Origin of the sequence: Corynebacterium sp. HMSC034E11 (assembly GCF_001835905.1) — a bacterium.
GTDB classification, from domain to species: domain Bacteria; phylum Actinomycetota; class Actinomycetes; order Mycobacteriales; family Mycobacteriaceae; genus Corynebacterium; species Corynebacterium coyleae.
On the sequence record NZ_KV826406.1, the window covers coordinates 1 to 15,154 of the forward strand.

Sequence of the window (15,154 nt, forward strand, 5' to 3'; positions counted from 1 at the left end):
CACACCCCGTCAAATATGTCGTGACTTCGGACACTGTCGGGGACACGCTGTGTTGTCTCGAGACATCGTTCCTTCGGTGTCTCGAGATTTTTGTTTGTGGGGTCGTTCCGGGAGTGCAAGTTCGCAGCCCTCTCCTTGTCGCGCCCGTTGTCACGCGGGCGGTGTTAAATTTTTTGTTGTAAGGAGGCTTCGGAATGGGCTCTCGGTTCGAAATGGGCTTTGGCGGCGCACTTGCCGCAAGAGAAGAGAATGGAGCGCCATGGGTTCCGCCATGGTGGCAGAGATTCGTGATCGTCCCCTTGGCCGTCCCCGCCATGTATATCGTGTTTCCTGTTGACAGGGATAATTTCAACCTAAGCAACTTACTCAAACCGGCCGCGTGGACACTGGGGGGTCTACTACATCGTCATTTTGCCAATCTTTGACATCCGCAGGTATCGCTGGGATAAGAAACACGGCGAGTAGCAATAAAGGTGACATCATGAACGATTCGCTATCCCCCGCCTACCACCTCCTCGGACGCGCGTATCGACGACCCGCCACACCGCCCAACACTGACAACCCCACTCCACCCCGGCCGGCATGGTGGCGTCCGTTGATTGAACTCGTCATCGCTCTGGTGCTTTTGGTCACGCTAACGAGCGCGGCGATCGGCCTGTTCTACCTGTACGAGAAGATCGCCCATCCTGAGGTCAGCGCGTTCGCGGAATACTCGTTTTTGGGGCATCCGTATCTCGCAGCTGCAACATTTATTGGGTGGGTGGCGATGATCCCCGCGGGGTTCATCGCTGCCCGAGTGACAGGCCGCGACCCCCGTGCGCTGTGGTCGAGAGAACTGCGCTTTAGGTGGCGCAACTTCGGGCTCGCCTTGCTACCCGCCCTGCTGTTCCTTGGCGCCGAGGGCATCTACGCAGTCGTTATCTCGGACCGGTCCCAGGCGACATTTACCCCGATGAATCTCGCGGCACTGGCCGTCATCGTCGCGATGGCACCGCTCCAATCGCTGTCCGAAGAACTCTTCTTCCGCGGCTCGCTCGTGCAGATCACCGGCCAGTGGTTCTCCCCCGCCGTGATTGCGTATCTGCTGCCGCTGCTGTTTTTCCTGTCAGGCCACCACTACGGATGGCAAGGCATGGTCAGCGTCACCGTGTTCGCGCTGTGCGCCATCTTCCTCACCCACACAACCGGTGGGATTGAAGCGGCGGCTGCGGTGCACGCCGTCGGCAACACGCTCGCCTACGCGCCGGACGCATTCGGCGTGGACGGGGTGGACTTGGCGGCGTTGTCGTCAAGCGATCTTGCGATCTCTGTAGTGGCCACCGTGGCGGCGACCGCCGGAGCATATCTGCTCATTAAGCGAGCTACTTCTCAACCAGCAAATTGCCGGTCAAACAATTGTTGACGTGTCACCATTACTCCGTTACAGTCGGCGCCACACGTAACGACATCGAATAAAGGAGACGCAATGACTAACCTGACCGGTACTTACAACCTCGACCCTGCCCACTCCACCATCGGCTTCACCGTGCGCCACGCGATGGTGACCAAAGTCCGCGGCGAGTTCACCGACTTCGATGCAACACTAACCATCGCCGAGAACCCGGCCGAGAGCACCGCGACGGGCACTGTGCGCACCGCGAGCGTCGATACGAACAACGCTGATCGTGATGAGCATGTGCGTGGCGACGACTTCTTCGCCGTCGACAAGCACCCGGAAATGACGTTCACCGCCACCGAGTTCAACATCGATGAGTCGGGAAACGGCTCCGTCACTGGCGACCTCACCATCAAGGGCACCACCAAGCCGATCACGTTTGACGTCGAGACGTTTGGCGTCGAAGAGGATCCGTTCGGCAACACACGCATCGGCTTCGAAGCTCGCACCACCATTAACCGCACGGACTTCGGCATCGACTTCCAGGCACCGCTGAACTCCGGCGGCATGCTGGTCAGCGAGAAGGTCGGCATCGAGATCGAAGGCTCCGGCATCAAGCAGTAGGCCTTATACTCGCCGCCATGGAGCGGAAAGTGTTTACCCGCCATCCAGGCGGTCTACCCGCGGCATTCGTCGCGGGTTTCGTCATTGTGGCAGTCGTCGTTGCAGCGTTGAGCGGCGAACTCTACGGTGCGCTGTTGTTTGGATTCGTGGTGGTGCTTTGGGGGCTCTGGATTTTCTCCCGCAAAGTGGCGCTGGTTCTTGACCACGACTCCCTCACCACCACCCTTGGCAGCCGATCCAGAACCATCTCATATTCGGACATCAAGGACGTGCGCCCCGGAGAAGAACCCAGCCTGATCCACTTCACCGGTATTGCCATGCTGACCGACCAGCCGGACCGCTACGCCGATGCGGACGCGTTCACCCTCGGCGGGCCCACGGTGCGCATCTGTGTCCGCAATGCAGATGACTGCCTCGTTGCCGTGGCGGATCAAGACCACGTGCAGCGTGCAATTCGCGAAAGAATCGGCGCGTAGCGTGGCGATAGCTGACAACTCCGGTAGATTCGGTTAAGCGAAACCTTAGGTATGGAGAAAAGGAGCCTGGCTATGTTGAAGTCGGTCACGAGACGCGTCGTCAAGCGAAGTGCTGCAGCACTCGGCGCGCTGGCACTCACCTTGTCACCACTGACCGCAACCCCTGCTCACGCGCAGCCGACTTCCCCTGTCATTACGTGGGAGTCGTGCCCGTTCTACGTTGATGCCAAGGGCGCACAGTGCGGCCGCATTTTGGTGCCCATGCACTACGACAACCCCACGGCTGGCGACATCTCCGTTGGCTTTATCAAGATCCCGGCTCAAAATCCGGGTGCACGTCGTGGCGCGATCTTCGGCAACCCAGGCGGGCCTGGTGGCGATGCTTACAGCTTCTTCGGCATGAACGAAGGCATGAAGTGGCCGCAGGAGATGCGCAACGAGTGGGATCTCGTAGCGGTACAACCGCGTGGCCTGATTGGTTCTACTCAGTTGAAGTGCGCTGACCCTGCAATGAACGGCCCTGCCGACATAGCGAAGCTGACATGGGACGCCACGGTCACCCAAGGCGGACTCACCCGCGAACTGTGCGAGAAGCCTCGTCCGGGCTACACCAAGACGATCACCACCTACAACAACGCCCGTGACTGGGACATGGTCCGCTGGGCGCTTGGATACGACACCATCTCAATCATGGGCTTGTCGTACGGCACGTACTTGGGCTCGGCGTACGCGTCGATGTTCCCCAACCGCACCGACAAGGTCGTCCTCGACTCCGCGATGAACCCGAACGACCAGTGGTCGAAGATCCTGCTGGACCAAAAGGGCGGCTACGAACGTGCACTAAACGAGTACTTCGCGTGGGTCGCCGCAAACGACGCAAAGTACCGCATGGGCAATACCCCACTGAAGGCGTACCAGTACTGGTCGAACGTGGTCGTCGCACAGTCCGGCACTAACCCGACCGTGACCCCACCGCCAGCCCGTGTGGGCGACCTTCCGCCTGCACTCGCGTTTGCCGGCCAAGCGGGCGCAGACGCTATGTCGGCTGCCGGCAAGGCCCGTGTAGAGGGCGAAGGCATTATCTCCCGCATGCTCAACCCGGGTGCGAACCAGGTGTCATCACCGCTGCTGCTGGCCACTCGCAATGTGCTGCCCTCGCCTGCGGACTGGGACTCGCTTGCACGGCTCACCAATGGCTCGCTAAAGCAAGACCAGGCCAAGCCGGCGCCTGAGTTGATGAAGTTCCTCCAAGACGAGTCCATCGCCCGCAACGAGTTGCTCGCCGTGCAGACCTGCAACGAGAACATCGCTGCGCCGGACTACGGCCTTATTCCGGAAGCGTTTTGGGCCAACCAGACCGGCGAGGTCATCACCGCCCCTGCTCTGCAGTTCGGCTCTGGTGTGACCTGCAACGGCGCAGCGCCAGTCACGGGCAAGGTGGCGCTCAACGGTTCGAAGCTGAAGACTCGTCCACTGCAGATCAACGCCACGCGTGATCCGCAAACCATGTATGCGGGACGCTTCGGCATCGCCCAGCCGATGGGCTCGCACGTGGTGACGGTTCACGGCCCGGGCCACGGTCACGTCGGGCGCGGCAACCAGGCTGTCGACCGTCAGGTTGTCGAATACCTGCGCACCGGCAACCTTGGACCGGTTGATCAGCCGGGGTACTTCAACCAGGGATAGCCCCGCGCATAGGCGTCAGCCCGTGATGGAGTTCGTAGCGACGAACCACATCACGGGCTGCATTATTTTCTAAAACTCTGTGTTTTAGAACTCTGCCGGCATGATCATCCAAGCAACGATGTATGCCAACAGGCCCGGCATTACCCCGGCGAGTACCAGCAGGATGAAGACCACGCGAACGAGGGTGGAGTCCACCCCGAAGTATTTCGCGATGCCACCGCATACGCCCGCGATGTACTTATCAGTCATCGACCGTTCAAGTCGTTTCGGAGTGTTACTAAAGTTCTGGGAGCTATTCATATAAGACATGCCTCCATCAAACTCCGCTTCCCTCGCTCCGGCAATGGTTCTGGAAACATGTTGCGAGATTTTTACGAACCGTCAGGGGTACGTGGGTCGACTGCGATGACATCGTTCAGCCAGGTTTGAAGTACGTGCCTTTGTTCGTCTGTCAGTTGATCAAAGATCAGACGGCGGACGGTTTCGACGTGATCCGGCACTGCAGATTCCAGGCGTGTGAAGCCTTCATCGGTGATAGTCACCAATACGCCGCGCGCATCGCCCGGACACACCTTCTTCGACACCAATCCGCGCTTTTCCATGCGTGTGACCTGGTGCGACGCACGCGAGCGGTCCCATTGCAGCTCGGCACACAGTTCGCGCAGTCGCATTGTCCGTTCTGGGGCTTCGGAAAGCACCACCAGGATTGAGAACTCGGGAGCAGACATGGCTGCGGTTTCCTGCAGCCGCTCATCGATGGCGTTATTTACCTTCTTCGAGGCAGCCAGGATCAGTCGCCAGAGGTGTTGCTCGTCCTCAGTAAGCCAGCGCGGTTGAGTAGCCATAACCGATGATGTTATCCAATCCCCTTATGAATCCCCTTTAAGTCATCCACTGCGTAGGTCCGTGCAGCCGATACGCGGTCGAATCGTTGCGGGAAACACGTGAGCACGAGCACCTGTGAGTGCTTGCCTACCTGGCTAAATAGCGAGTTCATGCGAGCGAGGCGCTCCGGGTCGGTCGCACCCAACGCGTCATCAACAACTACCGGCACAGGAGCACCTGTCCCCTCTCCGGACACCAGGTCTGCGATGGCAAAGCGGGTCAGGATTGCTAACTGCTCCTTGGTGCCTCCCGAGAGTTGATCGAGTGGCACCGTGACGCCATCGACGGTGCGGTCCGTAATCGTCAGGTCATCGCCATAGTTGAAATCTACGCTCGGGCCGAACAGGATTCGGGCACGCTCGCGCACTGCGGCATTAAACGGCGCCGCGTAGCGCGAACGGGCAACGTCGCGGTGGCGGTGCATAGTCTCGCGTAGGAGTTTCACCGCCTCTGCCCGTCGCGTTGCACGGTCAAGGGCGGCTTGGGCGATCTCGAGCTCCGCAGCAGCATGGTCGGCTTGCTCGGCAGTACCGGTGGCCATGTCGATGTATCCGGTGAGCTCGCGGATTCGGTTCTGTGCATCGTTCTTGCGCTTCTCCAGATTGCTCAGACGTGTGGTGGCTCCCTCCAGCAGGGATGCGGCGAATTCGGGATCCGCTTCCGCCAATTCCGCCTTTAGCGCGTCAACAACCTGTTGGGATTCGGTTTCGTCTTCACACGCTTGCTGGAGAGTTTTGTCCAAATCTTCGGCACGTGTTGTTTCCTCCGCACGGGACAGTTCCGCGGCTGCTGCAGAGGCTTCTGCTGTTTTTGCCTCCAGACGGGTCTCCAGGACGGTCAGCGTGTGTGCTGCGGTTTTGTCTACGTAGGGTTTCAGTGCGGCTTCGGCAGCGTCCACGTCACGTTCTGCGTTAGCGAGCGCCTTTTGCGTCTCGCGCAACGCTTCCTCTGCGTCGGCTTCGTCCACCTCCGCTACGACATCGGATGCAGCAGTGTCTTTCAGCGCTGCCGCAAGCTCTTCAGCCTGTGCCGACAGTTTGGTCCGCTCGGCACGCAGTTCGTCGGCGGATGCACCGGCGAGGGTGTCGTCGAGACGCTGGCGCGCCACCTTGAGTTCGGAGGCGTACTCCTGCGTGGCGTCGCGGGCGGCACGGGCCTCATCAACACTGTCGCAACCGGTGGCGGCAAGTGCATCAGCAAATGCGCGTTCTGCCTTCTCTACGGCGCTTTGGGGATCTGCAGAGCCTTGGGCTGCGCGGAACACCACGCCGAATTCACCCAACTGCAACGTGGAGCCCTCGAAGACCGCGACGGTTTCCGTACCGTTGATGGGGCGATCATCGCCATCGACAGTGATCGTCGCATGATCTGCGGTGATCTCTAGTTTTGCCGAGGATGCGTCGCGCAGACGGCGCTGGAGTGTGACCTCGTTTTCTGCCTGTTCAAGGTCCCGAATGTGTTTGTCAGTGACGTCGCGCTCTGGCGCGTTGGAGAGCAGTTCTTTATACGCCTGCTCTACCGTGCCAATGCGTTCGAGCTGCTCGTCGATGGTCTTGAGGCGACGCTTCGCCCGTGCAAGATCCCGCAAGGTCTCTGCATGTTTGGATGCAGTGCGTGCGTCTGTAAGTCGTGTCTTCGCGCCCTCGACATCCGCAAGAAGGGTTGCTATCTTCTCCCCTTCCTCGTTACGGGCTTTTCGTGCAGGCTCAATCTCTTCACGGAGCTGAGCTTCCTCATGTTTGACCAACTCCACGCGCTTCTTCAGGGCGTTGCGGTCTGCTACATCCTGCTCAGCACGTTTGCGAGTGATCGTCGCTCGCTCGAGGCGCTCCTGGGCGGTAGCTGCCTTATCGCGGACCTGGTTCGCCGCAGCGCTTGCCTGCTCGCGCTCACGCAACTCTTGCTCGGCATCAGGCAGTTCCTTGTCGATGCTGTCGATCTCACTCTTGCGTCGCTCAACCTCATCGACGTACTGCGACAGCTGCTGCACTTCCGCTTCGTGTGTTCGCAGCTTCTCGCGGGCATCCTCTACGGCGGTAAACAACGCCGCATAGGGTGCTTTCTTCTTCGGTGGCTGCGCGTTGGTCCAATATTTTCCGTATTCGGCATCAATGGCGCGGGCGAGGTCTGAATCTTCCTCACCGGTTTCGCCTTCTCCGGCTTCCGCGTCAAGGGCACGAGAGATCGTCGGGATACCGGCAGCAGCGATCGCTGGATCGAGGTCCCCCTGGCGGAGAAACAGCGTCTGAGTAAGCGCTGTATCCAGGTGCTCGTCCAGGATCCGCAAAAGCTCATCGTCGGCTTCGCGGCCGGTGAAGTTAGCGCGGACCGGCGTGTGCACCGTCAGCTCTGATTTCTTTCCCTTGAGCCATCGCTTGCGCACGGTAAACGTGGTGCCGCCAATCGTGGCGTTGAGTTCTACCTCTGGTGATTCGTCACGTCCTGCGGGTGCAAGAGCGCGAATCTTCTTGCCGCCGCCAGTGTGACGCTCGTTGAGTACTGCATCAAGCGCGTCCAAGATGGTCGACTTGCCGGCCTCGTTGCGTCCGTGGACAACGATGACGCCTGTATCCGGCAGGTCACGCAGCTCCAGGTGCTCAATCGCACGAACATTGTCGAGGGTCAGCGAATGGATACGCATGATTAGTGGACCTCCTTAGACAGACGGAACAACAAGTTCACGGCATCGCGCGCTGTAGCCTCATCGCCAGCAACACCTATAAGCTCGCGCATCGCCTCCTTGGCGTAACCCGTCAGCGGCAAATTCTCTAGCTCTTCCTCGTCTGGCTCGAGGTGCAGGCTCATCAACCGCTCCCGCTCGTAGAGAGCGGCAAAGACCGGCTCTAACTCGTCTAACTCTCGTTGCAACGTACGGGTTGCTTCCAGGCCAAGCGTGCCGGAGAGCGCATACTTGATCACGGTCCGATCCTTCGCAGGATAGGCCTTCAGATCGTCGATAACCGCGGCAACATCGTCGGCATCGTTGACCTCCCAGAAGCGTGCTTCGAACGTCCAGGTGCCAACCGGAACCTTCTCAACCTCGACTGTGGATGTCAGACTGTCCTTCTCCACGGTCACGACTAGCGCGTTGCCGGAATCCACTTCCCCGCCCTTCGCGCCAGGTGAACGGTCGAAGTAGTCGGTGGTTTCCGGGGAGCCGGAGAACCACACTCGACCTGAGTCCGACAGTGATTGCGTGGAGTGGGTATCTCCCAACGCCACGTAATCGATCACGCCGCGATCGATTGCCGCATCTAGTTTGGCAATGTCGATAAGCGCCGCCGTCTCCTCGGTGCCATAGCCTTCTGCCTGGCCGTGGCCGACCAAGATGCGCACGTTTTCTGTCGGCTCCAGATTCCGAATCGCCTTCGCGCACAAATCCTCGGAGGCATGCTTGGCCAGCAGTGGCGCACCGACAATCTCCACGCCTTCGCGGACCTCCACGGGCGTGGAGTCTCCCAAGACCGTCACCCCATCAATGTCAGAGGTGAAATTAAAGATGGAATCCGCCACCAATGGGTCGTGGTTTCCCGGCAACAGATACACCGGCACTGGGAGATGCCGCAATGCTTCGAGTGCGCGCCCGCGTGTTTCTTTTTTGAGTGAGTTGTGTTCAAACACGTCGCCTGCAACCACAATAAATTCGGCCCCGCGCTCTTCGGCGATCTCGCCGAGGCGCGTCACCGCGCGGAGCCGGGCTTCATTGAAACGCGATTGGGCGTCGGCGGACAGGAACTTCCTTGTCATGCCCAACTGCAGGTCGGAGGTGTGAATGAATGTCGTGCGCGTCATACCCACAACAACTACCACCCCACCACGACACAGCACACAATATATTCGAACATATGAACTATGAACGCGTGAGGTCGTCGTAAAGATCCTCGATATCTGCTACCGCGCGCAATTGGTCGATGTTGGTAAACGACACAGATTGCATCGCACGGTGCAGCAAGTGGATGTCCGAGTCCTCGATCATCGGCGCGATCTTCGGGCGTGGCAGATCGGGCAGGTCGTGGCCATCCCAGAAGTACGGCGAACCCGGCGCGGAGTTCTCGAGCGCCATGTTGTGTGATTCGCGCCGTTTGCGGTCTTCGAGCGCGTTAAGTGTGATGCCACGCATGGAGAGGATGAGGCTCGGGTCGTCGTCGATAAGTTCGGCAGCGCACTGTGCGAGCGCGACCGCGTGCTTGCAAACTTGGGCGTTGTCCGGGCAGTCGCAGTAAAACCGCACCTCGTCGGGTGAGGAGCAGAGCAGGATGTCAAGGACGTCGTCATTGAGTTCCCCGGCACGGAGGCGCTCGAGGGAACCTGCTTCGCGCAAAAGCGAGCCGATGGCTGTTTCGATGTCTTCGCGGCTGCGGTGTGGCAGGACGAGTGTGGTGCGGAAGGGCTCGTTTTGGCTGCCAGCAACGTCTGCGTGCATGCCGTTGGTTACGGCGGTCAGCCCAAGGACGTGCCCGCCGTCGGCGTAGGTGCGGCCGCGTTTGGCGCGCGCGACGTCGGTTTGGCGCACTGCAGCGTTGAATATGCGCATCGCTGGTGCGGATAGCCTGTTGACGCGCGAGGGTTCGCTGGTCTGCGCCCCGGTTTCGGCTGGGCTGGAGACGCGTGTGCGTGCGCCGAAGTTGGCGTAGATGACGTTGTCTTCGCGTGGGCGTTTAGTCATTTTGCCCCCTGTAGCTGATCAGTTGTGCCAGATCATCGGTGTCCAGTTCGGTGATCCAGCCTTCGCCTTGGCCGACGACGGTGCCTGCGAGTTGGGTTTTGCCGTCGAGGATGTCTTGGATGGATTCTTCCATGGTGCCGCGGGTGATGATTTTGTACACGGTAACGTTTTTGTCTTGTCCGATGCGGAATGCGCGGTCGGTCGCCTGGTTTTCTACGGCTGGGTTCCACCAGCGGTCGAGGTGAATGACCATAGAGGCCGCAGTGAGGTTGAGTCCTGTGCCGCCGGCTTTCAGGCTCAGGATCATGGCGCGCGGGCCGTTATCAGTTTGGAAATCTTCCACCATCTTGTCGCGCGCGGTTTTGCCCACGCCGCCGTGGAGGAATGGGATCTTCCCGCCGAGGCGCTCCGAAAGGTACGGCTGGAGGATGTCGCCGAATGCCTTGTACTGGGTAAAGATCAGGACGCGCTGGTCGGTTTCGATAGCGTTGTCCAGCAGTTCCATGAGTTTTTGTACTTTGCCGGAGCGGTGGACGCCTTTGATGGTGACTGGGGAGCCATCGCCAAGAAAGTGCGCCGGGTGGTTACAAATCTGCTTGATGCGCGTGATGGTGGACAGCACCAGCCCCTTGCGCGCAATGCCTTTTCGGTTCTGCAGTTCTTCCTGCATTGTGTCCACGAGCGCCTTGTACAGTGCGGCTTGCTCGGCTGTCATGTCTACGGCGATGACATGTTCTGCCTTTTCGGGCAGGTCGCTGATAATCGCCGTGTCAGTTTTCAGCCGGCGCATGATAAACGGCGCGGTGAGACGGCGAAGCCGCTCGCTCATCTCGAGCGCGACAGGATCTTCGCTGCGGGCCTCGATGACCTTGGCAAAGTGGTTGCGGAAAAACGACTGGGAGCCAAGCATGCCGGGGTTAACAAAGTCGAGGATGCTACGCAGCTCCGACAGTTTGTTTTCAATCGGCGTGCCGGTCAGCGCGATGCGGTGGCGTGCTGGCAGGGCGCGCACGCTTTTCGACGCCTGCGTGCCCGAATTCTTAATCGCCTGCGCCTCATCCAGCACCACGTGATCCCAACGCACCTTGGCCAGGTCTTTCACGTCGCGGGCGACCGTGCCGTAGGAGGAAATGACAATGTCCGCTTCTTCGGCCGCAGCGAACAGCTCGTCACCTTTGAGCCGTCCCGTGCCGTGGTGGACCCGCACCTTCATACCCGGCACGAAGCGGGCTGCTTCGCGCGCCCAGTTGCCCACTACTGAGGTCGGTGCGACCACAAGCGTTGGTCCGGTCTTCCTGCCGTTCGCCTCTTCCACCGCGAGCAGGGACAACAGTTGGAGGGTCTTGCCGAGCCCCATGTCGTCCGCAAGCACAGCCCCAAGGTTGTTGCGGGACATGTAGTACAGCCAGTCCACACCGCGGCGCTGGTACTCGCGCAGCTCGGCGTTGACAGTCTCAGGGACCTCTACGCGCTCAGGCGCGGGGCGGTCGGTGCCGCCGACAAGCGAGGTAAACCAGGGTGAGCCGGTAAACGCGATCGGGCTATCGTCGCCAGTTTCCAAGGCGAGCTGACGCAGCTCCGCAGCGGAGACCACACCCTCGCCCTGCGCTTCTTTTAGCCGTTCGTACTCCGCGCGAGCCGCACGTGCGATCTCTGCAAGTTGTTCGGCATCTTCGCTGCCACCGGCTTCTGCAAGACGCGCGTGGATCTCGGCGGCTTCCGCCTCGGCGAGCGCGTTCTTCAGCGTGCTTTCCTTGAGCTTGTTCAGATACTTCGCGGACTTAGACAGATGCTTGGTATCGGCCAGCACCCACTCCCCGCGCAGTTTGATCAGCCCGGTTTTGGAGCGCGCAAGTTCCGCCATCTCATCGTCAGTCAATTCCACTCCGCCGATGGAAAGGCGCCAGTCGTACTTGACCAGCGTGTCAAAGCCCATGCGAGTGACCGTGGCGGAATCGTGCGGGTCCTCGTGACGGGCAAGCTTCAGTTGCGACGACGTCTCCGCCGTCGCCCACGTTCGCGGCAGCATGACGACGAAGCCTTCCGCACGCAACTTGGGCGCAACGTTTTGGACGAACTCGACGATCTGATCAGCCGTAAGCAGCACATCCCAATCACCGTCAGTACGCCCTTGGGCACCATGCAGTGAGGGATCGAGCAGCTCCGACACTGCGATCGCGGAGCGCAACTGGCCACGAAGGTGATCCGCCGACGCGCTATCAAAATCCGCCATGCGAACCGGGCGGGGTGAATCCGCCTGCGAGCGGACCTGGATCCGCACCGGCCACAACGGCTCCGCTGCAGCGGCGTCACTGTTGCTACTGCCGTCGCCGTCGCGGTTGGCGTCAAGATCTGTCAACGGCTCTTGCGGGTCTTCCGCAATGAAGACCAGCTGCAGATTCGCCGCGGTGATCGTGCCGTTCCAATCACCGATCTGCTGCGCCAGGCTCGGTCCGCCGCGACGAAGCGGGGTGTCGAACATCAGCGACAGCACAAAGTCGTGGCGCGGAAACGGACGGCCAGCTTCTGACGTCGCCGTATCACGCAGACGAGTCGAGGCAATCCAGTGCGTAAATGTCGTCGCACAATCCTCGCTTAACTTGTGGTTATTGGCCGTGAGCACGCCCGGCGCTGCGGCGATCATCTCCGCGAGCCAGCCCCTCTCCTCAAGACCTGTGCCCAACTGCCACTGTGCAAACCACTGGTTCTGCCGGTACGGCACATGGATGGACACTCGCCCGGCTCGGATGAACTTGGTCAACCCCGCATACATGCGGATGAGCCAATACAGATCTGGTGCGATCGATTGGCGCTGCGACGGGGTTGCCGCCGGTGATGGACCGTCGAGATGCACGATGCTCTCCAAGAACCTGATCGCATCCTCGGGCGCGAACTTTGCCACCGGAGCACGCAGCGTTACTTGGCGCCCTTTCGGAGTTTGCAGGAGCAGGAGTTCCCGGTGACGGAACCGGGAATCGTCGAGAAGCGAATGCACAATTGGCGGAAAAGTCCCCTCCGGAACTTGGCCAATCGTCACAATTTTGTGGCCTTCTACCTGCTCAGCCCAAATGACAAGTCCAGCGTCGGACGTCCAGAGCCCGTGCAAAACGTATTTAGGCATACCCACCCTTATACCACTCACCCCGAAATTGACCCCTAAAAGTTTTTAAGGATTATGTGCAACGTAGAGCACCCTTGCGTTAAAGTGTGGCGAACGTTACAAGAAGATTGGAGAAACTATGTCAGAGAGTTTCTGGCTTGTCCTCGCGATCGTCCTCTACTTCGGTGTCATGGTAGCCATCGGATTCTACTCATGGCTACAGACCGAGAAGTACGACGACTACGTACTAGGCGACCGTGGCCTCAATCCGTTCGTCGCGGCGCTTTCTGCCGGTGCTTCGGACATGTCCGGCTGGCTGCTGATGGGCCTGCCCGGCGCGCTGTTCGTCTCCGGCCTCAGTGAGCTCTGGATCGCCATCGGCCTCTTCCTTGGCACGTGGGCGAACTGGAAGTGGGTCGCACCCCGCATGCGCGCCTACACGGAAGTGTCCAACGACTCGATCACGCTGCCGAGCTTCTTTGAAAACCGCACGCACGACCAGTCTCGCGCGCTGCGTTTCACCTCCGCAGTGATCATCATCGTTTTCTTCACGTTCTACGTCTCCTCCGGCATGGTCGCCGGTGGCCGTTACTACGAGTCCACCTTCGACGGTGACTACCTGACCGGTGTGTTGATCGTCGGTTCTGTCACCGTGCTGTACACCTTCATCGGTGGCTTCCTGGCTGTGAGCTACACCGATGCCGTGCAGGGCACCTTGATGTTCCTGGCTCTGCTGATTGTGCCGGTGCTCGCGCTGTTTGCACTCAATAGCCCGTCCGACGTCCTCACGTGGCCGACCTCCCAGCCGTACGGTCCGTGGGAGAACGGTAACCCCGACTTCTTCAACATGGTCGCTGGTGTCTCCGCAGCAACGATTATCGGCAACCTGGCGTGGGGTCTTGGCTACTTCGGCCAGCCGCACATTGTCACCCGCTTCATGGCGCTGCGCTCCCCTGCACAGGCAAAGGCCGCTCGCCGTACGGGCAGCATCTGGGTATTCATCTGCTTCGCCGGTGCAACAATCACCGCCCTGGTGGGCACCGCCTACTTCGGCCAGAAGTCCGCATCGGTGACCGACCAGTCCGGCTTTGAAACGGTCTTCCTCGACCTGGCTCGCATCATGTTCCACCCGCTGATCGCAGGTATCGTGCTCACCGCCGTGCTGGCGGCGATTATGTCCACGATGTCCTCGCAGCTGCTGGTCACCTCCTCGGCGCTGATCGAGGACCTCTACCGCATCTTTAAGAAGAACCCGAACCACACCACCCTGCTCGTGCTCTCGCGCACGATGGTGGTCGTCGTTGCCGCGATCGGCATGGTCATGGCGCTCAACCCGTCCGACACGATCCTGGGGCTCGTCGGCTTCGCCTGGGCCGGCTTCGGCGCCTCCTTCGGCCCGGTAATCCTGGCGTCGCTGTACTGGCGCAAGCTCACCGCGCCGGGCGCACTGGCCGGCATGATCGTCGGTGCTGTCACCGTGTTTGTGTGGGGTACCTACCTCAGCGACATCATCTACGAGATCGTCCCGGGCGTCGCCTTTGCCACCATCGCCATGGTCGGCGTGTCCCTGGCTACCCGCCCGAAGGAGGGCGTGGAGGAAGAGTTCGATGCTGCTGTTGCTGCAACCGACTACGCCCTCGCACACCCAAAGGTGTCCTTCCAGGATGCCCTCGACGCAACTCGTGGGAACCAGGCAGGCTCAACCGCCGTCTAAGGAGGTATGCGTACCTACCTGACAATCCTGGTGATTTTCACCCTCGCGATCGTGCCGTTTCCCACGGCACGGTCGCGTTTTCATATTCCGACTCTCCCTCAGCGCGCGACTGTGCTGGGCTACGACCGCACCGCGTTTGGCCCCGGCTGGGCCATTGATGGCACCGGGTGCACGACACGCGAGCGCATCGTGGTCCGCGACCTTGACAACACGCAATGCGCACCGGACATGCTGCCCGTCGCCCAAGCGCGTGCCGGCGCCGGCGCTACCGGCACCGACCCGTTTACCGGGGACGTGATGCGTCGCGAAGACATCGAGATCGACCACATCCTCCCTGTCTCCGCTGCGTGGGACCTCGGTGCGCACCGTTGGGACGACGCCACCCGCATCGCGTTCTACAACGACCCGCTCAACCTCATCGCCGTATCTTCCGCAGCGAACCAGGCCAAGTCCGACAAACTGCCCTCCGAGTGGATGCCGCCGAATCGCCGAGCCCGCTGCGCCTACGGCACCCGCATCGTGGAGGTGGCCACCCAATACCGCCTTCCGCTACCGGCAGAAGACGTGAAGGTGATCAAACGTGCATGTTCTGGCGTTATGGGACTCGTCGCCAATCAACAACTGTGAG

12 protein-coding genes are annotated in these 15,154 nt (G+C 60.4%); 6 read left to right on the plus strand and 6 right to left on the minus strand.

The genetic code is table 11. From position 1 onward, the window contains the following. The first annotated feature begins 481 nt into the window (after nucleotides 1-481). The 4 genes from HMPREF2690_RS07240 to HMPREF2690_RS07255 all read left to right on the plus strand — a co-directional run bounded on the left by HMPREF2690_RS07240 (nucleotide 482) and on the right by HMPREF2690_RS07255 (nucleotide 4,161). On the plus strand, nucleotides 482-1,402 hold the full coding sequence (locus HMPREF2690_RS07240) for a CPBP family intramembrane glutamic endopeptidase (RefSeq protein WP_083320339.1): 921 nt from the start codon (nucleotides 482-484) through the stop codon (nucleotides 1,400-1,402). A gap of 63 nt (nucleotides 1,403-1,465) precedes the next feature. After that, nucleotides 1,466-1,999, plus strand: coding sequence for a YceI family protein (locus HMPREF2690_RS07245; RefSeq protein WP_070421828.1), 534 nt, complete (start codon nucleotides 1,466-1,468; stop codon nucleotides 1,997-1,999). A 17-nt stretch (nucleotides 2,000-2,016) separates the two neighbouring features. After that, nucleotides 2,017-2,475, plus strand: a complete 459-nt coding sequence (locus tag HMPREF2690_RS07250; RefSeq protein ID WP_070450152.1) for a hypothetical protein — start codon at nucleotides 2,017-2,019, stop codon at nucleotides 2,473-2,475. A 72-nt stretch (nucleotides 2,476-2,547) separates the two neighbouring features. Then, nucleotides 2,548-4,161 carry an alpha/beta fold hydrolase gene (locus tag HMPREF2690_RS07255; RefSeq protein ID WP_070421826.1) on the plus strand — a complete coding sequence of 538 codons (1,614 nt, stop codon included), beginning with the start codon at nucleotides 2,548-2,550 and terminating at the stop codon, nucleotides 4,159-4,161. An 84-nt stretch (nucleotides 4,162-4,245) separates the two neighbouring features. On the opposite strand, the gene HMPREF2690_RS07260 is transcribed toward HMPREF2690_RS07255, so the two are convergent. From HMPREF2690_RS07260 to HMPREF2690_RS07285, 6 genes are all read right to left on the minus strand, one after another. Next, nucleotides 4,246-4,470, minus strand: a complete 225-nt coding sequence (locus HMPREF2690_RS07260) for a PspC domain-containing protein (protein WP_070569869.1) — start codon at nucleotides 4,468-4,470, stop codon at nucleotides 4,246-4,248. 62 nt (nucleotides 4,471-4,532) lie between these two features. Further along, entirely contained in the window at nucleotides 4,533-5,006 is a 474-nt protein-coding gene (locus HMPREF2690_RS07265) for a MarR family winged helix-turn-helix transcriptional regulator (protein ID WP_070421824.1), read from the minus strand. An 11-nt stretch (nucleotides 5,007-5,017) separates the two neighbouring features. After that, nucleotides 5,018-7,687, minus strand: coding sequence for an AAA family ATPase (locus HMPREF2690_RS07270; protein WP_070482754.1), 2,670 nt, complete (start codon nucleotides 7,685-7,687; stop codon nucleotides 5,018-5,020). 2 nt (nucleotides 7,688-7,689) lie between these two features. Beyond that, entirely contained in the window at nucleotides 7,690-8,838 is a 1,149-nt protein-coding gene (locus HMPREF2690_RS07275) for a metallophosphoesterase family protein (RefSeq protein WP_070772320.1), read from the minus strand. Between the two features lie 58 nt (nucleotides 8,839-8,896). Beyond that, nucleotides 8,897-9,712, minus strand: a complete 816-nt coding sequence (locus HMPREF2690_RS07280) for an SWIM zinc finger family protein (RefSeq protein WP_070820527.1) — start codon at nucleotides 9,710-9,712, stop codon at nucleotides 8,897-8,899. Further along, nucleotides 9,705-12,833 carry a DEAD/DEAH box helicase gene (locus tag HMPREF2690_RS07285; RefSeq protein ID WP_070820528.1) on the minus strand — a complete coding sequence of 1,043 codons (3,129 nt, stop codon included), beginning with the start codon at nucleotides 12,831-12,833 and terminating at the stop codon, nucleotides 9,705-9,707. The genes HMPREF2690_RS07280 and HMPREF2690_RS07285 overlap by 8 nt, the downstream gene beginning before the upstream one ends. 118 nt (nucleotides 12,834-12,951) lie before the next feature. On the opposite strand from HMPREF2690_RS07285, the gene putP reads away from it, so the two are divergent. Beyond that, complete coding sequence (gene putP, locus HMPREF2690_RS07290; protein ID WP_070820529.1) at nucleotides 12,952-14,526, plus strand: sodium/proline symporter PutP; 1,575 nt, start codon at nucleotides 12,952-12,954, stop codon at nucleotides 14,524-14,526. A 6-nt stretch (nucleotides 14,527-14,532) separates the two neighbouring features. After that, a complete protein-coding gene (locus HMPREF2690_RS07295; protein ID WP_070820530.1) occupies nucleotides 14,533-15,153 on the plus strand; it encodes an HNH endonuclease family protein in 621 nt (206 codons plus the stop codon). Nucleotide 15,154: the final 1 nt, after the last annotated feature.